This window comes from Pontibacter brevis (assembly GCF_054779655.1).
Window position 1 is genome coordinate 35,221 of sequence record NZ_BAAGXV010000089.1, and the last position, 19,987, is coordinate 55,207.

A 19,987-nucleotide genomic window follows, 5' to 3' on the forward strand; every position below is an offset into this window, starting at 1 on the left:
ATTATTATTTAGAAGCTTTCTTCTTGTTTGCAACTGTCTTACGCTTACCTTTTCTGGTACGTGAGTTGTTTTTGGTACGCTGTCCGCGCACTGGCAAACCCTTACGATGTCTTAACCCACGGTAGCTACCGATGTCCATCAAACGCTTGATGTGCAGCTGCACTTCAGAACGGAGAACACCTTCAGTTTTGTGATCAGCTGCAATAATTGATCTGATCTCTCCGGCTTCGTCTTCCGACCAATCCTTCACTTTTTTGTCAAGATCCACCCCGGCCTTAGTAAGTATCTGCTGCGCTAAGCTACGACCAATACCAAAAATATAAGTCAAAGCGATTTCGCCTCTTTTGTTATCCGGAATATCTACTCCTGCAATTCTAGCCATACTATTATTTAATTATCCTTGTCTTTGTTTATATCTTGGATTCTTTTTGTTGATTACATAAAGCTTCCCCTTGCGGCGGATAACTTTACAATCAGCACTTCTCTTTTTTACTGATGCTTTAACTTTCATTTTATTTATTTATATCGGTAAACAATTCTGCCTTTTGTAAGGTCATAAGGCGACATTTCTAATTTTACTCTGTCACCTGGTAAAATTTTGATGTAATGCATTCTCATTTTACCGGAGATATGAGCGACTACCTGATGACCATTTTCAAGCTCCACTCTAAACATGGCGTTAGACAAAGCTTCAATTATAGTTCCGTCTTGCTCTATGGACGACTGTTTTGCCATTTATGATTTGTTTGCTGCTTCTATATAATCAAATGTTGTTAAAATCTCAGCCTTATCCTTTCGCACCACTACGGAGTGCTCGAAATGGGCAGAAGGTTTTTTATCTTTTGTTCTGATAGTCCAGCCATCATCCTCCTGCACTATATGCCGGGTGCCAAGATTAATCATGGGCTCAATAGCAATAACCAAACCGTTCTGAAGTTTGATACCTTGCCCCCGACGTCCATAATTGGGAACTTCAGGAGATTCATGAAGATTGCGGCCAATACCATGACCGACAAGTTCTCTCACCACACTATACCCATGCGATTCAGCATGTTCCTGTATGGTGTAGGAAACATCTCCTAGCCTCGCGCCAACTGTTGCTTTCTCTATACCTTTATAAAGCGACTCCTTCGTCACTTTCAAGAGGTCTTTTACCTCTTCCGTCACGTTGCCCACAGCATGCGTATAAGCACAGTCGCTGTGGAATCCTTTGTAGTAAACACCTGCATCAACAGAGATAATGTCTCCATCGTTCAAAACGTATTCACCAGGAAAGCCATGTACAACAGTTGAGTTAACTGATATACAAAGGCTGTAAGGAAAACCATTATAGTTTTTAAAAGACGGCTGCCCTCCATTATCTCTGATGAATTCTTCAGCACGCTTATCTAATGCAAGTGTCGAAACACCTGGCTTTATAAGACGAGCAATTTCGCCATGTGCTTTGCTCAAAATCAAAGCACTCTGGCGAATTAGCTCTATTTCTTCTTCCGTTTTATAATTAATCATTTACTAAGATGCCATGGTAGCTATGTTCTCAGTTCTACCGCGAAGCTTTCCTGATTTCATCATACCATCGTAGTGACGCATAAGCAGATAGCTTTCTACTTGCTGCAGGGTATCCAGCACAACACCAACCATGATGATGAGTGAAGTTCCACCGAAGAATTGAGAAAACTCTCTTGTTACACCTAATAGCATTGCTATGGAAGGGAATATCGCCACAAGCGCCAGGTAAATAGCACCAGGAAGCGTAATTCTTGTCAGGATAGTGTCGATATATTCAGAGGTTGCTCTGCCCGGCTTCACACCTGGTATAAAGCCCCCGCTTCTCTTCAGGTCATCTGCAATCTGGTTCGGATTTACACTGATAGCAGTGTAGAAATAAGTGAACACCAGAATCAGTAGACCAAACACCAGGTTATACTGCCATGATGTAAAATCTGAGAAAGTAGCACCGATGTAATTTGCAGTTTCATTTGAGTCAGCCCAGATAGACGCAATCATGGAAGGTAAAAACATCAGAGACTGCGCGAATATGATAGGCATAACACCTGCTGCATTCACTTTAAGTGGAATAAACTGACGCTGACCACTGTAAAGAGAACTACCTCCTACCTGCTTTGCATACTGAACTGGAATTCTTCTGATTGCTTGTGTCAGCATCACAACCGACATCACCACGAAGAACAGAACGAACAATTCAAATAAGAATAATAATGCGCCATTGAGCTGTTTTGACAATGCTTCAGCAAAAATAGCACCTGGGAATCGGGAGATAATACCGATCATAATCAGCATCGAAATACCGTTACCGATACCCTTATCTGTTATTCTCTCACCTAACCACATACAGAAGATAGTACCTGAAGTAAGCACAATCATCGACGTGATGGTGAAGAGCGTCTGATTGATAACAATCGCTTCAGCATTAAGCGTGGCAACAAAGCCTACCGCCTGTGCTAAAGTGATGACAATGGTAAGAACTCGGGTGATTTGGTTGATTTTCTTTCTACCAGACTCACCCTCCTTCTGCATTTTTTGGAAATAAGGAACAGCGATGGTTAACAGCTGCAGTACAATCGAAGCGGAAATGTAAGGCATGATACCTAACGCAAAGATAGACGCATTGCTAAATGCTCCACCAAGGAATGTATCTAACAAACCAAACAGGCCACCAGTGTTGGCCTGTAGTTGGTTAGGATCAACACCAGGTAAAACAACAAAAGAACCAAGTCTGAATATTGCAATGAAGAAAATAGTGTTGAAGATTCGAACCCTAAGGTCTTCAATAGCAAAAATGTTCTTAAAAGTTGTTATAAGCTTCTTCATACCGATCGATTAGAGCGCTACTGTTTTACCGCCTGCTTTTTCTATGGATGATGTTGCAGTTCCAGAGAATGCATGGGCATGTACTTCTACAGCTTTGTTCAACTCTCCTCTGCCTAATATTTTTACTTTATCGTTTTTCTGAACCAATCCGTGTGCTTTGAAGAACTCAAAGTTGAAAACTGTTTCATTAGCTGACTCCGCCAGTGACTGTAATACATCTAAGTTGATGGCTTTATACTCAACACGGTTGATGTTTTTGAAGCCGTACTTAGGTACACGTCTCTGAAGTGGCATCTGACCACCTTCGAAGCCGGATTTCTGTGAATAACCAGAACGAGATTTGGCACCTTTGTGGCCACGGGTAGATGTTCCACCTTTACCGGATCCAGTACCTCTACCTATTCTTTTTCTGGCTTTAACAGCACCTTCTGCAGGTTTTAAAGAATTTAAGTACATTATTGAAAGTCTTTAACTTCTACTAAACTGTGAACTTTTTTTACCATACCAGCAATCTGTGGAGTTAGTTCAACAGATACTGATTTGCTTATTTTTCCTAGACCAAGCGCTTTCATAGTAGCCTTCTGGTCTTTCGGACGGTCGATAATACTCTTAACCTGAGTGATTGTTACTTTAGCCATATCAATTATCCGTTGAATACTTTCTGTAAATTAACACCACGTTGCTGCGCAACAGCCAAAGGATCACGCATTTTAGAAAGAGCGTCGAAAGTTGCTTTTACCACGTTGTGTGGGTTAGAAGAACCTTTAGACTTGCAAAGTACGTCTTTGATACCAGCACTCTCTAACACAGCACGCATCGCACCACCGGCAATTACACCGGTACCCGCAGCAGCTGGCTTAATCAGTACAAAACCACCAGAGTATTTACCCTCCATTGGGTGTGGCACTGTGCTATGGTAAATCGGAACCTTTACCAGGTTCTTCTTTGCATCATCAATTCCTTTTGCAATAGCGTCAGTTACTTCATTGGCTTTACCAAGTCCGTATCCTACAACGCCGTTTCCGTCGCCAACAACAACGATGGCTGCGAAACTGAATCTTCTACCACCTTTAACAACCTTGGCAACACGGTTAATGGCTACTACTCTCTCTTTTAATTCGATTTCGCTAGCCTTTACGCTTCGTATATTATTCTTCAACATAATTTTTAGAATTTAAGGCCAGCTTCACGAGCGCCTTCTGCCAATGATTTTACTTTACCGTGATAGAGGTAACCTGAACGGTCAAATACTACTTCAGAGATACCTTTTTCGATAGCTTTCGCAGCGATCTCTCTACCTACTCTACCGGCAGTTTCAACATTTGCTTTTGCATCATCAAGTTTCAGGGAAGAGGCAGCTGCTAGTGTCACACCAGTAGTATCATCGATTAGCTGTGCGTATATACCTTTGTTACTGCGGAACACAGACAATCTTGGCCTTGTAGAAGTACCAGAAATTTTGTTTCTGATACTTCTTTTGATTCTTAGTCTTCTTGTAATCTTATTCGTAGACATGATGATGATTATTTAGACGCTGTCTTACCAGCTTTTCTTCTGATTACTTCACCTACGAAGCGGATACCCTTACCTTTGTATGGCTCAACCTTACGCAGTGATCTGATTTTAGCAGCAACCTGTCCGAGCAATTGCTTGTCGTTACTCTCAAGCGTGATGATTGGAGACTTACCTTTTTCTGTTACTGCTGTAGCTGTAACGCCTTCTGGTAAGCTCATGAAAATGTTGTGAGAGTAACCCAGGGAAAGCTCAAGAACTGAACCTACCATAGATGCTTTATAACCAACACCTACTAACTCAAGTTGCTCTTTGTAACCTTCGCTCACGCCAACTACCATGTTATTGATAAGAGACCTGTACAAGCCGTGCATCGCCTTGTGGCGTTTCTGCTCTGTTGGGCGCTCTACAACAAGTTCGTTATCCTGCTGCTTCACAATAATATCTTTGTCTACCGGAGTAGACAAAGATCCTTTTGGTCCTTTTACCGTAACAACGTTGTTATCAGCAACAGATACTTCGATATTTCCTGGCAGGGTGATTGGCAATTTTCCTATACGTGACATTGTCTATCCTCCTTATTAATAAACATAACATAACACCTCGCCACCAATGTTCAGGGAGCGGGCTTCTTTTTCTGTCATTACGCCTTTGGAAGTAGACAATATTGCAATGCCTAAACCGTTCAGTACACGTGGCAGGTTTTCACTTCCGGCGTATTTACGCAGCCCTGGCTTACTTACCCTGTCCAATTTCACAATAGCAGACTGCTTAGTGTTAGGGTTGTACTTCAGAGCTATCTTGATTGTACCTTGTACAGCAGAGTCTTCAAATTTATAACTCTGTATGTACCCTTTGTCGTACAATACCTTTGTAATCTCTTTTTTTATGTTGCTAGATGGTATTTCAACTATTCTATGGTTCGCCTTGATAGCGTTACGCACTCTAGTTAAATAATCTGCTATTGGATCTGTGTTCATTCTGATTTAATAAAATAACGAATGCTTTATCTAAGCGAGGGGCAAAGATACTAATATCTTTTGATGATTCTTAATATGTTAAGAAAAATTTACCAGCTCGCTTTGGTTACACCAGGAATTTTACCCATAACAGCCAGTTCTCTGAAAACCACACGAGAGATACCGAATTTTCTCATGTAACCTCTTGGTCTTCCAGACAGTTTGCAGCGGTTATGAAGTCTCACAGGGGATGCGTTACGAGGAAGCTTGTCTAAAGCCTCGTAGTCTCCGTTTGCTTTAAGCTCAGCTCTTTTAGTAGCATATTTCGCTACCGCCTTCTGTCTTTTAAGCTCTCTAGCTTTTACTGATTCTCTTGCCATTTTCTTATCTCTTAATGTTTACGAAAGGCATACCGAATGCTCTCAACAGTTCGTAGCTTTCTTCGTCTGTGTTAGCTGTTGTTACAAAAGTAATGTCCATACCTGTGATGGCTTTTACTTTGTCAATGCTGATCTCAGGGAAGATAATCTGCTCTTTTACACCTAATGTGTAGTTACCACGACCATCAAAGCCTTTATCGCTCACACCTCTGAAGTCACGTACTCGTGGAAGTGCGATTGTCAGCAAACGGTCCAGGAACTCATACATCTTCTCGCCTCTAAGCGTCACACGGGCACCGATTGGCATACCCTCACGAAGTTTGAAGTTCGAAACCGACTTCTTCGCGATGGTTGCAACAGCTTTTTGTCCGGTGATGGTAGTAAGCTCATCCACTCCGATATCAACCAACTTTTTGTCAGACACGGCAGCACCGATGCCTTTGTTGATTGAAATTTTAGTGAGTTTAGGCACCTGCATGATGTTCTTGTACTGGAACTTCTCTCTCAAGGCAGGCACTACCTCATTTTCGTATTTTTCTTTAAATCTTGTAGTTGCCATCTTAGATTACCTCTCCTGTCTTTTTAGAGTAACGCTCTGTTTTACCTTCGCTGTTTTTTCTTGTAGCAGCTTTCGTTGTTTCTCCTGTTTTAGGATCTACAAGCGCTACATTGCTAGCATGGATAGGAGCTTCTACTTTAGTTATGCCACCCTGTGGGTTCTGAGCACTCGGCTTGTTGTGCTTTGTTACCAGGTTCAAGCCTTCAATTGTTACTCTCTGCTTTTCTAAATTAACGGCAGTTATACGGCCAGTCTTGCCGCGCTCGTCACCGGCAATAACTTTAACTGTATCGCCAGTTTTTACATGAAGTTTTTTCTTATTCATTTTAATCTGAATTATTGGTTATAGAACTTCAGGCGCTAACGAAACAATTTTCATGAATTGCTTTTCACGAAGTTCACGTGCAACCGGGCCAAAGATACGCGTACCGCGTGGCTCATTGTTTGCATTCAAAAGAACAGCAGCGTTGTCGTCAAAACGGATATAAGACCCGTCTTTTCTTCTAACCTCTTTCTTTGTTCTTACAATAACTGCCTTAGAAACAGTTCCCTTTTTTACGTTACCAGAAGAAAGAGCTGACTTTACAGTTACTACAATTTTATCACCAATTGAAGCATATTTCTTACCAGTACCGCCTAATACGCGGATGCAAAGAACTTCTTTGGCACCGCTGTTATCAGCTACAGATAGTCTTGATTCCTGCTGTATCATCTTATTTCGCTCTTTCTATGATTTCTACTAAACGCCAGTTCTTATTCTTGCTAAGCGGACGTGTCTCCTGGATGCGAACAGTGTCACCAATGTTGCAATCGTTGTTCTCGTCGTGAGCCATGAACTTAGTGGACTTCTTCAAAAACTTTCCGTAAATCGGGTGTTTCATTCTGCTTTCCACCAGTACCGTGATAGACTTGTTCATCTTGTTGCTAACAACTCTGCCACTTCTTTCTTTTCTTAGGTTTCTCTCTTCCATGATATTTGAGGTCTTAAGAGTTAGCTATTTCACGACTGCGTTTTTCCGTGTTAAGACGAGCGATAGTACGCTTCGTCTCACGGATTTTCATGGGGTTCTCCAAAGGAGATATAGCATGTGCAAAACGTAGGTTCTGCATGTTAGCGCGCTCAGTGTTTAGCCTTTCGTTCAGCTCTTCTGAAGACAAAGCTTTGATCTCTGAATTTTTCATTTTATTTCTCAACGTAATCTCTACGTACTACAAATTTTGTTTTTACCGGCAGCTTCTGCGCAGCAAGTCTCAGTGACTCTTTTGCTACTTCTAAGCTAACTCCATCAGATTCAAACATAATGGTACCAGGCTTTACTACTGCTACCCAATATTCCGGGGAACCTTTACCTTTACCCATTCGAACCTCTGCAGGCTTCTTGGTGATAGGCTTGTCAGGGAAAATACGAATCCATACCTGACCTTCACGCTTCATTGCTCTCGTCATCGCGATACGAGCGGCCTCTATCTGGCGGCTGGTAATCCAAGTAGCTTCCAGCGATTTGATTGCGAAAGAACCAAATGAAATAGTACTGCCTCTATGAGCCAGACCTTTCACGCGGCCTTTTTGCATTTTTCTATATTTAGTCCTTTTAGGCTGTAACATTTTCTAAAACGTAATAATGTTAACAATCAATTATTGACGACGCTTGTTGCGGTTGCCACCACGTCTGTCACCACCGGCACCATCCGCTTTCTTGTTGCGGTTGCCACCACGTCTGTCGCCACCACCAGTGTTTCCACTAGGTCCGCCTTTGCCACTTTCTAAGCCAGCGTTCGGAGTAAGGTCTTTCTTGCCGTAAACTTCGCCTTTGAAGATCCATACTTTGATACCTAGTTTACCATATACTGTCTGAGCTTCAGACAGAGCGTAGTCGATATCAGCACGAAGCGTGTGAAGAGGAGTTCTTCCTTCTTTGTAATGCTCTGTTCTTGCCATTTCAGCACCACCTAAACGGCCTGAAACCTGCACTTTGATACCTTCAGCTCCTACTCTCAAAGCAGAAGCAATGGCTTGCTTCATGGCACGGCGGAAAGAGATACGAGCCTGCAGCTGCTGGGCGATAGACTCACCTACCAGCTTGGCATCTAACTCAGGACGCTTGATTTCAAAGATATTGATTTGAATATCTTTGTTTGTCAGCTTCTTAAGCTCTTCTTTGATCTTATCTACTTCCTGACCGCCTTTACCAATAACAACACCTGGTCTGGCTGTGTTAACAGTAATCGTGATGCGCTTCAGCGTTCTCTCAATAATGATTTTGGAAATGCCGCCCTTAGGAATACGCGCTAGTATATATTTTCTGATTTTCTCGTCTTCAATCAGCTTATCAGCGAAATCTTTGCCGCCATACCAGTTAGAATCCCAACCTTTGATAATGCCGAGTCGAAAACCGATTGGATTTACTTTCTGTCCCATTTCTTACTTGTTGGCTTTTTTAGATTTCTTTGATTGCTGCTGCTCGATTTGCTCTTCAGTCATGCTGTCGATAACAACAGTTACATGGTTTGATCTCTTTCTGATGCGGTGACCGCGGCCTTGTGGAGCCGGGCGCAGGCGCTTCAGCATTCTTCCTTCGTTCACGAAGATCTCACGGATGTAAAGATTTGCATCTTCAATGCGAGCATCCTCATTCTTCTGCTGCCAGTTTGATAAAGCAGATAAAAGAAGCTTTTCGAGTTTTTCTGAACCAGAGTTTGCCTCAAATTTCAACAAATTCAGGGCTCTTGCTACGCTTTTGCCGCGTATCAAGCCAGCTACTAATCTCATTTTGCGAGGAGAAGTAGGCACGTTATTTAATCTTGCTACTGCTTCCATGATTATCGCTTGCCTTTATCTTTTTTAGCAACGTGACCTCTGAAGTTTCTGGTTGGAGCAAACTCGCCGAGTTTATGACCTACCATGTTTTCCGTCACATATACCGGAATAAATTTATTACCATTATGAACTGCGAAGGTGTGGCCTACGAAATCCGGAGATATCATAGAGCGGCGAGACCAGGTCTTTATAACCGTCTTCTTATTGCCTTCGTTCATTACATTCACTTTCTTTTCGAGCCTATAGTCAATGTAAGGCCCTTTTTTTAATGATCTAGCCATTTATTTCTTCTTTCCTCTATTAACTATAAGCTGTTCAGAATACTTGTTCTTGTTGCGGGTCTTCTGACCTTTCGCATACAAGCCCTTACGTGAGCGTGGGTGACCGCCTGAAGATTTACCTTCACCACCACCCATAGGGTGATCAACCGGGTTCATGGCAACACCACGTACTCTCGGACGCTTACCTAACCATCTGTTACGACCTGCTTTACCAAGGTTGATGTTCATGTGGTCAGAGTTAGAAACTGTACCTACCGTGGCAACACAGTTTACCAACACCATTCTAAGCTCACCTGAAGGAAGCTTGATAGTGGCATAACGCGCTTCACGAGCTACCAGCTGTGCGTAAGATCCGGCGCTTCTTGCAAGCACCGCGCCAGCACCTGGCTGCAACTCAATGTTGTGTATGATTGTACCAAGAGGAATTTCAGATAGAGGCAGGCAGTTACCTACTTCCGGCGCAATACCAGGTCCTGAGTTTACTACAGTACCAACCTGTAGTCCTGCAGGAGCAATGATATATGTTTTCTCGCCATCCACGTAGTGCAACAGGGCGATACGTGCCGTTCTGTTTGGATCGTACTCGATCGTTTTAACAGTTGCAGGAACACCGTGCTTTGTACGCTTGAAATCGATTACTCTGTATCTCTTCTTATGACCACCGCCCGTATAGCGCATTGTCATTTTACCAGAGTCATTGCGTCCACCAGATTTTTTGATAGGTGCCAACAAAGATTTCTCAGGAGTAGATGTAGTTACCTCGTCGAAGGCAGGGGCTACTCTGAATCTTTGACCTGGTGATGTTGGTCTTAACTTCTTTAAAGCCATTTTAATTTAATTATATGCCGCTGTAAAAGTCTATTACTTCACCCTCTTTCAGGGTTACTATCGCTTTTTTGATCAGAGAGGTACGACCACTTACTGCTCCGGACTTGGTGTATTTTGTTTTTACTTTACCAAGTGAACGCATGGTAGCTACTTTCACAACAGTAACTCCGTACATCTGCTCAATCGTTTTCTTTATCTCTACTTTATTGGCGTTTTTATGTACCTCAAAAGCATATTTACCTACCTCGTTCAAGGCAGCAAATTTTTCAGTGATGATGGGTCTTTTCAGAACGTTCATTATTTCGCGCTTAAGAGGTTTTCCAATACATTAACAGACTCCTCAACCAATAACAGCTTCTCTGTGTTCAACAGGTCGTAAGTATTTACATCGCTGGCTGTAGAAATCTTTACTTTCGGAAGGTTTCTGCCAGACAATACAATATTCTTATCAACAGCAGGTAATAACACGAGTGTTTTGCCAGTTGACTGTAGGTTGTTCAGGATACCTTTGAACTCGCTTGTTTTAGGAGCATCTAAAGAGAAAGACTCTACTAGGGCTACCTGGTTGTTGCGGGCTAAAAGAGACAGTGCAGAAAGACGCGCAGCTCTCTTCAACTTCTTGTTCAGCTTGAAGCTGTAGTTTCTCGGCTTAGGACCGAACACGCGGCCACCACCTACAAAAAGAGGGGATTTGATGCTACCTGCACGGGCGCCACCAGTACCTTTTTGCTTTTTTATTTTTTTAGTAGAACCTGCTACTTCGTTGCGTTCTTTTGACTTGTGTGTACCTTGTCTCTGGTTGGCCAGGTACTGTTTCACGTCAAGATACATTGCATGCTCGTTTGGCTCTAAACCAAACACAGCATCAGAAAGGGTTACCTTTCTGCCTGTATCTTCACCTTTGATATTTAATACAGAAAGCTCCATTTTTATTTCTCAATTAACACGTAAGAATTTTTGGCACCTGGTACAGAGCCACTAACAACCAAAAGGTTTTTTTCAGCAATAACACGCAGTACAGTCAAGTTTTCAATCTTTACTCTGTTACCGCCTGTTCTACCTGCCATGCGCATACCTTTGAACACTCTTGAAGGCCATGAGGCAGCACCGATTGAACCTGGGTGCCTTGCCCTGTTGTGCTGACCGTGCGTCTGACCGCCCACACCAGCAAAACCGTGGCGCTTCACAACACCCTGGAAACCTTTACCTTTTGATGTTCCTACAACGTCGATGAATTCTCCTTCAATGAACAGGTTTACATCTACAGTCTCTCCCAGTGTGTGGGTAGTACCTTCTTCGATGGTAAATTCTGCCACCTTCTTAGCAGGAGCTGTATTCGCTTTCTTGTAATGTCCGGCCTCCGCCTTAGTTACTCTCTTAAGCTTCTTCTCGCCATAGGCAAGCTGAACAGCTTCATAGCCATCCGTCTCGACTGTCTTCACCTGAGTAACTACACATGGGCCAGCTTGGATAATCGTAACTGGTGTGTATTTACCATCTGCTGTGAAGAGGCTTGTCATTCCGATTTTTTTACCGATAATTCCAGGCATTCAACTTATTTTTTAAAAGATGGATATAGTTTATTATTCCCCTCAGTTTTCTAAGGGAGTGCAAAGTTATGAAATTATTTTTTCTTTCAATAGCTTTCACCTAAAATATTTATGAATCATACAGTTATAAAAAAAGAGAACCGATTTCTCGGTTCTCTTTTTTTACTCGTTTCTGTATTTATCAAACTTTGATTTCTACATCAACACCGCTTGGCAGCTCAAGTTTCATCAAAGCATCTACTGTTTTAGAGCTCGTAGAGTAGATATCTACCAAGCGCTTGTAAGTGCAAAGCTGGAACTGCTCACGAGACTTCTTGTTCACGTGTGGTGAGCGTAGTACAGTGAATTTATCCTTCTCAGTTGGAAGAGGAATTGGTCCGCTTACGATAGCACCAGTAGCTTTCACAGCTTTCACAATCTTCTCAGAAGACTTGTCTACCAGGTTGTGGTCGTAAGACTTTAATTTAATTCTTATTTTCTGATTCATTATTTTACTACTATTTAGCTGCAGTTCCTTTTAATTTGGCAATGATGGCATCTGCTAAGTTCTGCGGTACTTGCTCATAATGTGAGAAAGTAAGAGAAGCTGTCGCTCTACCAGAAGTAATGGTTCTCAGGTCAGTTACATAACCGAACAGTTCAGAAAGTGGAACGTCAGCCTTCACAACTGTAGAAGTACCTTTTGTATCCATACCTTTCATTAAACCTCTTCTTCTGTTCAGGTCACCAGTTACCGGACCAGTGTATTCATCTGGTGTCACTACGTCAACTGCCATGATTGGCTCAAGAAGCTTTGGAGCACACTGCTTACCTGCTTCTTTGAAGCCCTGACGTGCAGCCAGTTCGAATGACAAGGCATCGGAGTCAACATCGTGGAATGAACCGTGGAACAGACGCACTTTCATAGAGTCAACCGGGAAGCCTGCCAGGATACCATTCTTCATAGCTTCTTCGAAACCTTTCTGAACAGCTGGAATGAATTCACGAGGGATAACACCACCAACGATAGCATTCTCGAACTCAAGTCCCTGCTTGCCGTCTTCACGTGGTCCCATGTTGAACACGATGTCGGCGAACTTACCACGACCACCGGACTGCTTCTTGAATACCTCACGGTGCTCAACAGTTTTGGTGATTGTCTCTTTATAAGCTACCTGCGGAGCACCCTGGTTCAGCTCAACCTTGAATTCGCGCTTCATACGGTCGATGATGATTTCAAGGTGAAGCTCACCCATACCCCTCAAGATTGTCTGACCAGTTTCCTCGTCAGTGTTTACCTGCAAGGTTGGATCCTCCTCCACAAGCTTGGCAATCGCCATACCCATTTTATCAGAGTCAGCCTGCGTTTTAGGCTCGATTGCATATCCGATTACCGGCTCTGGGAACTCCATAGACTCGAGTACAATCTTTGCATTTTGATCGCAAAGGGTGTCACCCGTCTTGATGTCTTTAAAGCCTACTACCGCAGCGATGTCACCAGCAGCCAGTCTTTCAATCTGATTCTGCTTGTTGGCGTGCATCTGGAAGATGCGGGAAATACGCTCTTTGTTACCAGAACGTGTGTTGAAGATATAAGAACCAGACTCCAGTACACCAGAGTAAGCTCTCACGAAGCACAGACGACCTACATAAGGGTCAGTAGCGATTTTGAAAGCCAGACCTGCGAAAGGCTCCGTCTCACTTGGCTTACGTGCTACTTCAGCACCTGTATCCGGGTTAGTTCCTACGATGCTCTCTTTGTCCATAGGTGACGGGCAAAGCGCCATCACGTAGTCAAGCATTGTCTGAACACCTTTGTTTTTGAAAGAAGAACCACACAGCATTGGCACGATGGCCATGTCGATTGTAGCGGCACGAAGTGCAGCCAAGATCTCATCTTCTGAAATAGAGTCCGGATCTTCGAAGTATTTCTCCATCAAAGTTTCATCGTACTCTGCTACAGCTTCCAGAAGTTTCTCTCTGTATTCAGCGGCTTCTTCTACCATGTCATCCGGAATCGGAACCTCAGTAAAGGTCATCCCTTTATCTTCTTCGTTCCAGATGATACCACGGTTGTTTACCAGGTCCACAACACCTTTGAAGTTATCTTCAGCACCAATCGGTAACTGAAGGGCTACAGCGTTGCTTCCCAGCATTTCTTTCACCTGCTTGCAAACAGCAAGGAAATCAGCTCCTGAACGGTCCATTTTATTAACGAAACCGATACGAGCTACTTTGTAGTTGTCAGCAAGGCGCCAGTTTGTCTCAGACTGTGGCTCCACACCGTCAACGGCACTGAAAAGGAACACCAGACCATCCAGTACGCGAAGGGAACGGTTTACCTCTACGGTAAAGTCCACGTGGCCCGGAGTGTCAATGATGTTGATATGGTAGTCCTGCCCTCTGTAAGGCCACTTTACTGTTGTAGCGGCAGAGGTAATGGTAATACCACGCTCCTGCTCCTGCTCCATCCAGTCCATTGTTGCAGCGCCATCATGCACTTCACCAATTTTATGGCTTACACCAGCATAATATAGAATTCGTTCGGTCGTAGTGGTCTTACCGGCATCAATGTGCGCGGCAATACCAATATTCCGTGTGTATTTTAAATCTCTTGTTGCCATTCTTTAGAATCTAAAGTGTGAGAATGCTTTGTTTGCTTCTGCCATTCTGTGCATGTCGTCTTTTTTCTTCACGGCAGCACCTTCGCCTTTAGCAGCAGCAATAATCTCTCCTGCTAATCTGTCTTTCATTGTCTTCTCACCTCTCTTGCGGGCAAGAGAAATCATCCACTTAATACCCAGAGATACTCTGCGGTCTGGTCGAACCTCAGTCGGCACTTGGAATGTAGCTCCCCCTACCCTGCGGCTCTTCACCTCTACGCTTGGCATGATGTTGTTCAATGCCTTTTTCCAGGTTTCAAGACCGTTTTCTTTTGTTCTTTGCTCTACTATTTCTACAGCATCGTAGAAGATTCCGTAAGCAACACTTTTCTTACCGTCAACCATCATGTAGTTCACGAAACGTGTTACCAGGGTCTCTTTGTATTTAGGATCAGGAAGGAGAATTCTACTTTTAGGCTTTGCTTTTCTCATTGTATTTGTACTCTATGGATTATCGTTTTTTACCTTTTGCGGCAGCTGGAGCCTGTCCTGGTTTTGGTCGCTTCGCACCGTACTTAGAACGTGACTGAAGACGGCCGCTTACACCAGCTGTATCCAACGCACCACGTACGATGTGGTAACGTACTCCCGGAAGGTCTTTCACTCTACCTCCTCTGATAAGCACAATCGAGTGCTCCTGAAGGTTGTGGCCTTCACCTGGGATATAGGCGTTGACTTCTTTACCGTTTGTTAGTCTTACCCTTGCCACTTTTCGCATGGCAGAGTTTGGCTTCTTAGGCGTTGTGGTATATACTCTTGTACATACACCACGGCGCTGTGGGCATGAATCTAGGGCAGGAGATTTTGATTTAGTTGTTAGTTTCTCTCTTCCCTTTCTTACTAATTGCTGTATAGTAGGCATTTACAATCTGTTAATTATAGATTTTTTCTACTCAAAATTTCGGACTGCAAAGGTATATAAATCCCGCTGCAATATCAAAATATTAATTCATTAATTATTAGCACCTTAGGCTTCCCCAACTGTTCCGCCGAAGTTCATCGGGAAAGAGGGAGCTTCCTGTGCATGCTTTATCTCGCCGAAGCTGTCCTCAAATTTTTTAACGTTATCAGCCAGAGCAGCCAATAATCTTTTGGCATGCTCCGGCGTAATAACGACTCTTGATTTGACTTTTGCTTTTGGCAGACCTGGCATCAATCTTATAAAATCGATCACAAATTCGCTGCTCGAGTGCGCTATCATCGCTAAGTTGGCGTATTCGCCTTCCGCTACTTCCTCTGACAGTTCAATGTTTATCTGATTTTGCTTTTGCAGATCTTCCGCCATGGCTCAACTATCTTTTCTGTAATTCTTGCTGTCTTTTGGTAGTGGCCTTCTTAGACTCTACCAATGCTTCGTACTCATCCTTGCTTCCTACAATCAGTTTCTGATATTCTCTCAGACCTGTACCTGCAGGAATCAGGTGACCTACAATCACGTTTTCTTTCAGACCAAGCAGTTCATCAGCTTTACCTTTGATTGCCGCCTCGCTCAGAACTTTTGTTGTTTCCTGGAACGATGCCGCTGAGATAAAGCTTTGCGTACCCAATGAAGCCTGTGTGATACCCTGCAATGTTGGTCTTGACACGGCTGGAGATGCATCACGCACTGTCACCAGTTTCATATCACGACGCTTCAGGCTGGAGTTCTCATCACGGAGCCTTCTGGCGGTTACAATCTGGCCTGGCTTCAGGTTCACAGAGTCACCGGCATCTTCAACCACTTTCATGTCGATGATGCGGTCGTTCTCTTCCATGAAGGTGATTTTGTCCACTACCTGGTTTTCCAGGAAGCTTGTATCACCTGCATCCACTACAATCACTTTCTGCATCATCTGGCGTACTACCACCTCAATGTGCTTGTCGTTGATCTTCACACCCTGCAGACGGTATACTTCCTGAATCTCATTCACCAGGTATTCCTGAACGGCACCCGGACCCTGAATATTCAGAATGTCGGACGGTGTGATAGCACCATCTGACAACGGCATACCCGCACGTACGAAGTCATTGTCCTGCACCAGGATGTGCTTGGAAAGCGGCACCATGTACTTCTTCTTCACTCCGTCTTTCGACTCGATGTAGATTTCACGGTTACCACGCTTCACGCTACCATAGGTTACCACACCATCAATTTCAGACACAACGGCCGGGTTAGATGGGTTACGCGCTTCGAATAATTCTGTCACACGTGGCAGACCACCCGTGATGTCACGTGTCTTACCTATCGCGCGAGGAATCTTCACCAGGATTTGACCGGCTTTGATCTTCTCGCCGTTCTCTACCGTTAAGTGCGCTCCTACCGGAATGTTATAGCCCTTCGGCTCGCCATTCTTCGGATTCACCACAATAGCAGGGTTCTGCGTTTTATCTTTTGTATCGATGATCACTTTCTCACGATAACCTGTCTGCTCATCCGACTCCTCACGGTAGGTGATACCCTCAATGATGGACTCATAAGTGATTTCACCGTCGAATTCGGACAAGATAACCGCGTTGTATGGATCCCAGTTACAGATTTGTGCGCCTTTCTCAATGATCTGACCGTCTTCCACATGCAGGAATGAACCGTAAGGCACGTGGTTGCTGATCAATAGTTTGCCAGTGTTCGGATCCACGACTTTAACCTCGCCTGAACGACCCATTACTACTCTTACCGGCTCCCCTTCATTGTTCACTGTCTCCAGCGAGCGTACATCTTCGTATTCAATCTTACCGCCGAACTTCGCCAGGATAGTAGCATCTACCGCAATGTTAGACGCAGTACCACCCACGTGGAAGGTACGGAGTGTCAGCTGTGTACCCGGCTCACCGATGGACTGTGCGGCAATTACACCTACAGCCTCACCTTTCTGCACCATAAATCCTGTTGCCAGGTTACGGCCGTAGCACTTCGCGCAGATACCGCGCTTCGACTCGCAAGTCAAAACAGAGCGGATTTCAACAGTCTCGATGGCAGTGGCTTCTACAGCTCGTGCAATTTCCTCTGTTATTTCCGAGCCAGACTCAGCTATCAGGTCGTTTGTGATTGGGTCATACACATCATGCACCAGTACACGGCCCAGAATACGCTCTGACAGAGACTCCACGATATCTTCGTTGTCTTTCAGTGCACTTACTTCCAGACCTCTCAGCGTACCGCAGTCTTCCTCGTTTACAATCACGTCCTGCGACACGTCTACCAGACGTCGTGTCAGGTAACCGGCATCGGCTGTTTTAAGGGCCGTATCCGCAAGACCTTTACGGGCACCGTGTGTAGAGATGAAGTACTCGATTACATCCAGACCTTCCTTAAAGTTGGAAAGGATTGGGTTTTCGATAATTTCACCCACAGAACCCTGAAGTGACTTCTGAGGCTTTGCCATCAGACCTCGCATACCACCTAACTGACGGATCTGCTCTCTTGAACCACGGGCTCCGGAGTGCATCATCATGAAGATAGAGTTAAAGCCCTGATCGTCGTTCTCCAGACGTCGCATCAACGTTTCCGTGATCTGGTTGTTGATACGTGTCCAGATATCGATCACCTGGTTGTAACGCTCGTTGTCTGTAATCAGACCCATGGAGTAGTTCTGCCATACAGCATCCACATCCTTCTTGGCCTGCGCTACCAGTATGTCTTTCTCAGCCGGGATTTGGATATCACCCAGACCCATTGACAGACCGCCTTTATAGGCAGACTGGAATCCAAGGGTTTTGATATCGTCCAGGAACTGAGCTGTACGCGCCATACCTGTTTCCTTGAATACGCGGGAGATGATCTGCTGCAGTTTCTTCTTCGTTAGCAGTTCATCGATGTACCCCACTTCTTCCGGTACAAACTGGTTGAATATAACACGGCCGGCAACGGTTTCGATTGTTTTCTTAACCAGTTCGCCTTGCTCGTTTTTAACAGTTGTTCTTACTTTAATGTATGCCTGCTTCGAAAGACGACCTTCGTTGATGGCGATGATGACTTCCTCCGGAGAGTAGAAGCTCATTCCTTCACCTGGGATCACTTCATTTTCAGTCGTACGCTTTCCTTTTGATACATAGTATAAACCAAGTACCATGTCCTGAGAAGGTACTGCAATTGGAGCACCGTTGGCAGGGTTCAGGATGTTGTGCGACGCCAGCATCAGCATAGAGGCTTCCAGTACAGCAGCAGGTCCTAGTGGAACGTGCACCGCCATCTGGTCACCGTCAAAGTCGGCGTTGAAGGCCGTACACACCAGTGGGTGCAGCTGAATCGCCTTTCCTTCGATCAGTTTCGGCTGGAATGCTTGGATACCTAATCTGTGGAGCGTAGGAGCACGGTTAAGGAGTACCGGATGGCCTTTCAGCACATTCTCCAGGATATCCCAAACAACAGGGTCCTTACGGTCAACGATTTTCTTCGCAGACTTCACCGTCTTCACAATACCTCTTTCGATCAGCTTGCGGATGATGAACGGCTTGAAGAGCTCAGCTGCCATGTTTTTAGGCAGACCGCACTCGTGCAGCTTCAGTTCAGGACCAACCACGATTACCGAACGGCCAGAGTAGTCCACACGCTTACCAAGCAAGTTCTGACGGAAACGTCCCTGCTTACCTTTCAGCATGTCAGAAAGCGACTTCAGCGCACGGTTACCTTCTGCACGAACAGCGTTCACTTTACGTGAGTTGTCGAACAGGGAGTCTACCGCTTCCTGCAGCATGCGCTTCTCGTTACGGAGGATTACCTCAGGAGCCTTGATCTCGATAAGACGCTTCAGACGGTTGTTACGGATAATCACGCGTCTGTACAGGTCGTTCAAGTCAGAAGTGGCGAAACGGCCACCATCCAACGGAACCAATGGGCGAAGCTCTGGCGGAATAACAGGCACCATGCGGATGACCATCCACTCTGGTCTGTTTTCGATGCGGGTAGCGGCATCACGGAAAGCCTCTACAACACGCAGGCGCTTTAAGGCATCTGCTTTACGTTGCTGAGAAGTTTCGTGTGCAGCAGCGTGACGCAGCTCGTAAGACAAATCATCCAGGTTGGTGCGCTCTAACAGCATTTGCAGCGCCTCAGCTCCCATCTTCGCGATGAACTTGTTCGGGTCGTTGTTATCTAACGCCTGGTTCTCACGCGGAAGTTTGTCTACCATATCCAGGTACTCATCCTCCGTCAGGAAGTCCAGTGTGTTCACACCGTCTTCTGCCAGGATACCCGGCTGGATTACTGCATATCTTTCGTAATAGATAATCTGGTCAAGCTTCTTGGTTGGCAAGCCTAACAGATATCCGATTTTATTCGGAAGCGATTTGAAGTACCAGATATGTGCCACCGGAACTACCAGCTCGATGTGGCCCATGCGCTCGCGGCGCACTTTTTTCTCAGTCACCTCTACACCGCAACGGTCGCAGATGATGCCCTTATATCTGATTCTCTTATACTTTCCGCAGTGGCATTCCCAATCCTTTACAGGTCCGAATATTCTTTCGCAGAATAGACCACCCATTTCAGGCTTGTAAGTTCTATAATTTATGGTCTCAGGCTTTGTTACTTCCCCGTTGGAACGCTCCAGGATGGATTCTGGTGAAGCCAGGCTGATCGTTACTTTAGAGAAATCCTGAGAAAGCTTTTTGTTTTTCGCAAATGCCATATTATATAATAATAATGTCG

31 protein-coding genes are annotated in these 19,987 nt (G+C 44.6%); all 31 read right to left on the reverse strand.

Annotation, left to right across the window (positions count from 1 at the left end):
* Nucleotides 1–4: 4 nt before the first annotated feature.
* Nucleotides 5–382 (reverse strand): 30S ribosomal protein S13, encoded by a 378-nt coding sequence (gene rpsM, locus ACYVB1_RS20185; protein ID WP_460925628.1) that lies wholly within the window; start codon nt 380–382, stop codon nt 5–7.
* A 12-nt stretch (nt 383–394) separates the two neighbouring features.
* Nucleotides 395–511 (reverse strand): type B 50S ribosomal protein L36, encoded by a 117-nt coding sequence (gene ykgO / locus ACYVB1_RS20190; protein ID WP_034256541.1) that lies wholly within the window; start codon nt 509–511, stop codon nt 395–397.
* A 5-nt stretch (nt 512–516) separates the two neighbouring features.
* On the reverse strand, nt 517–735 hold the full coding sequence (gene infA / locus ACYVB1_RS20195) for a translation initiation factor IF-1 (protein ID WP_115565614.1): 219 nt from the start codon (nt 733–735) through the stop codon (nt 517–519).
* Complete coding sequence (map, locus tag ACYVB1_RS20200; protein WP_460925629.1) at nt 736–1,509, reverse strand: type I methionyl aminopeptidase; 774 nt, start codon at nt 1,507–1,509, stop codon at nt 736–738. It lies immediately after the preceding gene.
* Nucleotides 1,510–1,512: 3 nt separating this feature from the next.
* Complete coding sequence (gene secY / locus ACYVB1_RS20205; protein ID WP_460925630.1) at nt 1,513–2,832, reverse strand: preprotein translocase subunit SecY; 1,320 nt, start codon at nt 2,830–2,832, stop codon at nt 1,513–1,515.
* Nucleotides 2,833–2,841: 9 nt separating this feature from the next.
* A complete protein-coding gene (rplO, locus tag ACYVB1_RS20210; protein WP_460925631.1) occupies nt 2,842–3,288 on the reverse strand; it encodes a 50S ribosomal protein L15 in 447 nt (148 codons plus the stop codon).
* Complete coding sequence (gene rpmD, locus ACYVB1_RS20215; protein ID WP_460925632.1) at nt 3,288–3,470, reverse strand: 50S ribosomal protein L30; 183 nt, start codon at nt 3,468–3,470, stop codon at nt 3,288–3,290. The genes rplO and rpmD overlap by 1 nt, the downstream gene beginning before the upstream one ends.
* A 5-nt stretch (nt 3,471–3,475) precedes the next feature.
* Nucleotides 3,476–3,994: a 30S ribosomal protein S5 gene (rpsE, locus tag ACYVB1_RS20220; RefSeq protein ID WP_377485108.1), complete on the reverse strand. Its 519-nt coding sequence runs from the start codon at nt 3,992–3,994 to the stop codon at nt 3,476–3,478.
* A 5-nt stretch (nt 3,995–3,999) separates the two neighbouring features.
* Nucleotides 4,000–4,347, reverse strand: a complete 348-nt coding sequence (gene rplR, locus ACYVB1_RS20225; RefSeq protein WP_460925633.1) for a 50S ribosomal protein L18 — start codon at nt 4,345–4,347, stop codon at nt 4,000–4,002.
* 8 nt (nt 4,348–4,355) lie between these two features.
* Entirely contained in the window at nt 4,356–4,910 is a 555-nt protein-coding gene (rplF, locus tag ACYVB1_RS20230) for a 50S ribosomal protein L6 (protein ID WP_460925634.1), read from the reverse strand.
* A gap of 15 nt (nt 4,911–4,925) precedes the next feature.
* Nucleotides 4,926–5,324 carry a 30S ribosomal protein S8 gene (gene rpsH / locus ACYVB1_RS20235; protein ID WP_460925635.1) on the reverse strand — a complete coding sequence of 133 codons (399 nt, stop codon included), beginning with the start codon at nt 5,322–5,324 and terminating at the stop codon, nt 4,926–4,928.
* A gap of 89 nt (nt 5,325–5,413) precedes the next feature.
* Nucleotides 5,414–5,683, reverse strand: a complete 270-nt coding sequence (gene rpsN / locus ACYVB1_RS20240; protein ID WP_460925636.1) for a 30S ribosomal protein S14 — start codon at nt 5,681–5,683, stop codon at nt 5,414–5,416.
* 4 nt (nt 5,684–5,687) lie between these two features.
* Nucleotides 5,688–6,242, reverse strand: coding sequence for a 50S ribosomal protein L5 (gene rplE, locus ACYVB1_RS20245; protein ID WP_460925637.1), 555 nt, complete (start codon nt 6,240–6,242; stop codon nt 5,688–5,690).
* 1 nt (nt 6,243) lies between these two features.
* Entirely contained in the window at nt 6,244–6,567 is a 324-nt protein-coding gene (gene rplX / locus ACYVB1_RS20250; RefSeq protein ID WP_460925638.1) for a 50S ribosomal protein L24, read from the reverse strand.
* An 18-nt stretch (nt 6,568–6,585) separates the two neighbouring features.
* Nucleotides 6,586–6,954, reverse strand: coding sequence for a 50S ribosomal protein L14 (gene rplN, locus ACYVB1_RS20255; RefSeq protein WP_229968292.1), 369 nt, complete (start codon nt 6,952–6,954; stop codon nt 6,586–6,588).
* A 1-nt stretch (nt 6,955) separates the two neighbouring features.
* The gene (gene rpsQ, locus ACYVB1_RS20260; protein ID WP_460925639.1) at nt 6,956–7,213 is read right to left on the reverse strand and encodes a 30S ribosomal protein S17; all 258 of its coding nucleotides are present in this window, start codon (nt 7,211–7,213) and stop codon (nt 6,956–6,958) included.
* Nucleotides 7,214–7,226: 13 nt separating this feature from the next.
* Nucleotides 7,227–7,424 (reverse strand): 50S ribosomal protein L29, encoded by a 198-nt coding sequence (rpmC, locus tag ACYVB1_RS20265; protein ID WP_460925640.1) that lies wholly within the window; start codon nt 7,422–7,424, stop codon nt 7,227–7,229.
* 1 nt (nt 7,425) lies between these two features.
* Nucleotides 7,426–7,848, reverse strand: coding sequence for a 50S ribosomal protein L16 (gene rplP, locus ACYVB1_RS20270; RefSeq protein WP_345159208.1), 423 nt, complete (start codon nt 7,846–7,848; stop codon nt 7,426–7,428).
* 30 nt (nt 7,849–7,878) lie between these two features.
* On the reverse strand, nt 7,879–8,661 hold the full coding sequence (rpsC, locus tag ACYVB1_RS20275; protein WP_460925641.1) for a 30S ribosomal protein S3: 783 nt from the start codon (nt 8,659–8,661) through the stop codon (nt 7,879–7,881).
* Nucleotides 8,662–8,664: 3 nt separating this feature from the next.
* Nucleotides 8,665–9,060: a 50S ribosomal protein L22 gene (rplV, locus tag ACYVB1_RS20280; RefSeq protein WP_460925642.1), complete on the reverse strand. Its 396-nt coding sequence runs from the start codon at nt 9,058–9,060 to the stop codon at nt 8,665–8,667.
* Between the two features lie 2 nt (nt 9,061–9,062).
* The gene (rpsS, locus tag ACYVB1_RS20285; protein WP_460925643.1) at nt 9,063–9,341 is read right to left on the reverse strand and encodes a 30S ribosomal protein S19; all 279 of its coding nucleotides are present in this window, start codon (nt 9,339–9,341) and stop codon (nt 9,063–9,065) included.
* Nucleotides 9,342–10,169, reverse strand: coding sequence for a 50S ribosomal protein L2 (gene rplB, locus ACYVB1_RS20290; protein ID WP_460925644.1), 828 nt, complete (start codon nt 10,167–10,169; stop codon nt 9,342–9,344).
* Nucleotides 10,170–10,179: 10 nt separating this feature from the next.
* Nucleotides 10,180–10,467, reverse strand: coding sequence for a 50S ribosomal protein L23 (gene rplW / locus ACYVB1_RS20295; protein WP_460925645.1), 288 nt, complete (start codon nt 10,465–10,467; stop codon nt 10,180–10,182).
* Nucleotides 10,467–11,096, reverse strand: coding sequence for a 50S ribosomal protein L4 (gene rplD, locus ACYVB1_RS20300; protein ID WP_460925646.1), 630 nt, complete (start codon nt 11,094–11,096; stop codon nt 10,467–10,469). The genes rplW and rplD overlap by 1 nt, the downstream gene beginning before the upstream one ends.
* 2 nt (nt 11,097–11,098) lie before the next feature.
* A complete protein-coding gene (rplC, locus tag ACYVB1_RS20305) occupies nt 11,099–11,719 on the reverse strand; it encodes a 50S ribosomal protein L3 (protein ID WP_460925647.1) in 621 nt (206 codons plus the stop codon).
* A 181-nt stretch (nt 11,720–11,900) separates the two neighbouring features.
* A complete protein-coding gene (gene rpsJ / locus ACYVB1_RS20310; RefSeq protein ID WP_007654312.1) occupies nt 11,901–12,206 on the reverse strand; it encodes a 30S ribosomal protein S10 in 306 nt (101 codons plus the stop codon).
* A gap of 10 nt (nt 12,207–12,216) precedes the next feature.
* Nucleotides 12,217–14,322 (reverse strand): elongation factor G, encoded by a 2,106-nt coding sequence (fusA, locus tag ACYVB1_RS20315; protein WP_460925648.1) that lies wholly within the window; start codon nt 14,320–14,322, stop codon nt 12,217–12,219.
* A 3-nt stretch (nt 14,323–14,325) separates the two neighbouring features.
* Nucleotides 14,326–14,793: a 30S ribosomal protein S7 gene (gene rpsG, locus ACYVB1_RS20320; RefSeq protein ID WP_460925649.1), complete on the reverse strand. Its 468-nt coding sequence runs from the start codon at nt 14,791–14,793 to the stop codon at nt 14,326–14,328.
* A gap of 19 nt (nt 14,794–14,812) precedes the next feature.
* Complete coding sequence (rpsL, locus tag ACYVB1_RS20325; protein ID WP_460925650.1) at nt 14,813–15,223, reverse strand: 30S ribosomal protein S12; 411 nt, start codon at nt 15,221–15,223, stop codon at nt 14,813–14,815.
* Nucleotides 15,224–15,328: 105 nt separating this feature from the next.
* Nucleotides 15,329–15,646 carry a DUF3467 domain-containing protein gene (locus ACYVB1_RS20330; RefSeq protein ID WP_460925651.1) on the reverse strand — a complete coding sequence of 106 codons (318 nt, stop codon included), beginning with the start codon at nt 15,644–15,646 and terminating at the stop codon, nt 15,329–15,331.
* Nucleotides 15,647–15,653: 7 nt separating this feature from the next.
* A complete protein-coding gene (gene rpoC / locus ACYVB1_RS20335) occupies nt 15,654–19,967 on the reverse strand; it encodes a DNA-directed RNA polymerase subunit beta' (RefSeq protein ID WP_460925652.1) in 4,314 nt (1,437 codons plus the stop codon).
* Between the last annotated feature and the right edge of the window lie 20 nt (nt 19,968–19,987).

Coding starts and splice junctions, on each gene's coding strand:
- rpsS (WP_460925643.1), bottom strand. CDS start 9,341: ATGGCTAGATCATTAAAAAAAGGGCCTTACATTGACTATAGGCTCGAA.
- rplV (WP_460925642.1), bottom strand. CDS start 9,060: ATGGAAGCAGTAGCAAGATTAAATAACGTGCCTACTTCTCCTCGCAAA.
- rpmC (WP_460925640.1), bottom strand. CDS start 7,424: ATGAAAAATTCAGAGATCAAAGCTTTGTCTTCAGAAGAGCTGAACGAA.
- rpsQ (WP_460925639.1), bottom strand. CDS start 7,213: ATGGAAGAGAGAAACCTAAGAAAAGAAAGAAGTGGCAGAGTTGTTAGC.
- rpsE (WP_377485108.1), bottom strand. CDS start 3,994: ATGTTGAAGAATAATATACGAAGCGTAAAGGCTAGCGAAATCGAATTA.
- rplD (WP_460925646.1), bottom strand. CDS start 11,096: ATGGAGCTTTCTGTATTAAATATCAAAGGTGAAGATACAGGCAGAAAG.
- rpsN (WP_460925636.1), bottom strand. CDS start 5,683: ATGGCAAGAGAATCAGTAAAAGCTAGAGAGCTTAAAAGACAGAAGGCG.
- rpmD (WP_460925632.1), bottom strand. CDS start 3,470: ATGGCTAAAGTAACAATCACTCAGGTTAAGAGTATTATCGACCGTCCG.
- rplB (WP_460925644.1), bottom strand. CDS start 10,169: ATGGCTTTAAAGAAGTTAAGACCAACATCACCAGGTCAAAGATTCAGA.
- rpsC (WP_460925641.1), bottom strand. CDS start 8,661: ATGGGACAGAAAGTAAATCCAATCGGTTTTCGACTCGGCATTATCAAA.
- rplC (WP_460925647.1), bottom strand. CDS start 11,719: ATGCCTGGAATTATCGGTAAAAAAATCGGAATGACAAGCCTCTTCACA.
- fusA (WP_460925648.1), bottom strand. CDS start 14,322: ATGGCAACAAGAGATTTAAAATACACACGGAATATTGGTATTGCCGCG.
- rplN (WP_229968292.1), bottom strand. CDS start 6,954: ATGATACAGCAGGAATCAAGACTATCTGTAGCTGATAACAGCGGTGCC.
- rpsL (WP_460925650.1), bottom strand. CDS start 15,223: ATGCCTACTATACAGCAATTAGTAAGAAAGGGAAGAGAGAAACTAACA.
- map (WP_460925629.1), bottom strand. CDS start 1,509: ATGATTAATTATAAAACGGAAGAAGAAATAGAGCTAATTCGCCAGAGT.
- rpsH (WP_460925635.1), bottom strand. CDS start 5,324: ATGAACACAGATCCAATAGCAGATTATTTAACTAGAGTGCGTAACGCT.
- rplW (WP_460925645.1), bottom strand. CDS start 10,467: ATGAACGTTCTGAAAAGACCCATCATCACTGAAAAATTTGCTGCCTTG.
- rpsM (WP_460925628.1), bottom strand. CDS start 382: ATGGCTAGAATTGCAGGAGTAGATATTCCGGATAACAAAAGAGGCGAA.
- rplF (WP_460925634.1), bottom strand. CDS start 4,910: ATGTCACGTATAGGAAAATTGCCAATCACCCTGCCAGGAAATATCGAA.
- ACYVB1_RS20330 (WP_460925651.1), bottom strand. CDS start 15,646: ATGGCGGAAGATCTGCAAAAGCAAAATCAGATAAACATTGAACTGTCA.
- ykgO (WP_034256541.1), bottom strand. CDS start 511: ATGAAAGTTAAAGCATCAGTAAAAAAGAGAAGTGCTGATTGTAAAGTT.
- rplO (WP_460925631.1), bottom strand. CDS start 3,288: ATGTACTTAAATTCTTTAAAACCTGCAGAAGGTGCTGTTAAAGCCAGA.
- rpsG (WP_460925649.1), bottom strand. CDS start 14,793: ATGAGAAAAGCAAAGCCTAAAAGTAGAATTCTCCTTCCTGATCCTAAA.
- rplR (WP_460925633.1), bottom strand. CDS start 4,347: ATGTCTACGAATAAGATTACAAGAAGACTAAGAATCAAAAGAAGTATC.
- rplX (WP_460925638.1), bottom strand. CDS start 6,567: ATGAATAAGAAAAAACTTCATGTAAAAACTGGCGATACAGTTAAAGTT.
- secY (WP_460925630.1), bottom strand. CDS start 2,832: ATGAAGAAGCTTATAACAACTTTTAAGAACATTTTTGCTATTGAAGAC.
- infA (WP_115565614.1), bottom strand. CDS start 735: ATGGCAAAACAGTCGTCCATAGAGCAAGACGGAACTATAATTGAAGCT.
- rplE (WP_460925637.1), bottom strand. CDS start 6,242: ATGGCAACTACAAGATTTAAAGAAAAATACGAAAATGAGGTAGTGCCT.
- rpsJ (WP_007654312.1), bottom strand. CDS start 12,206: ATGAATCAGAAAATAAGAATTAAATTAAAGTCTTACGACCACAACCTG.
- rpoC (WP_460925652.1), bottom strand. CDS start 19,967: ATGGCATTTGCGAAAAACAAAAAGCTTTCTCAGGATTTCTCTAAAGTA.
- rplP (WP_345159208.1), bottom strand. CDS start 7,848: ATGTTACAGCCTAAAAGGACTAAATATAGAAAAATGCAAAAAGGCCGC.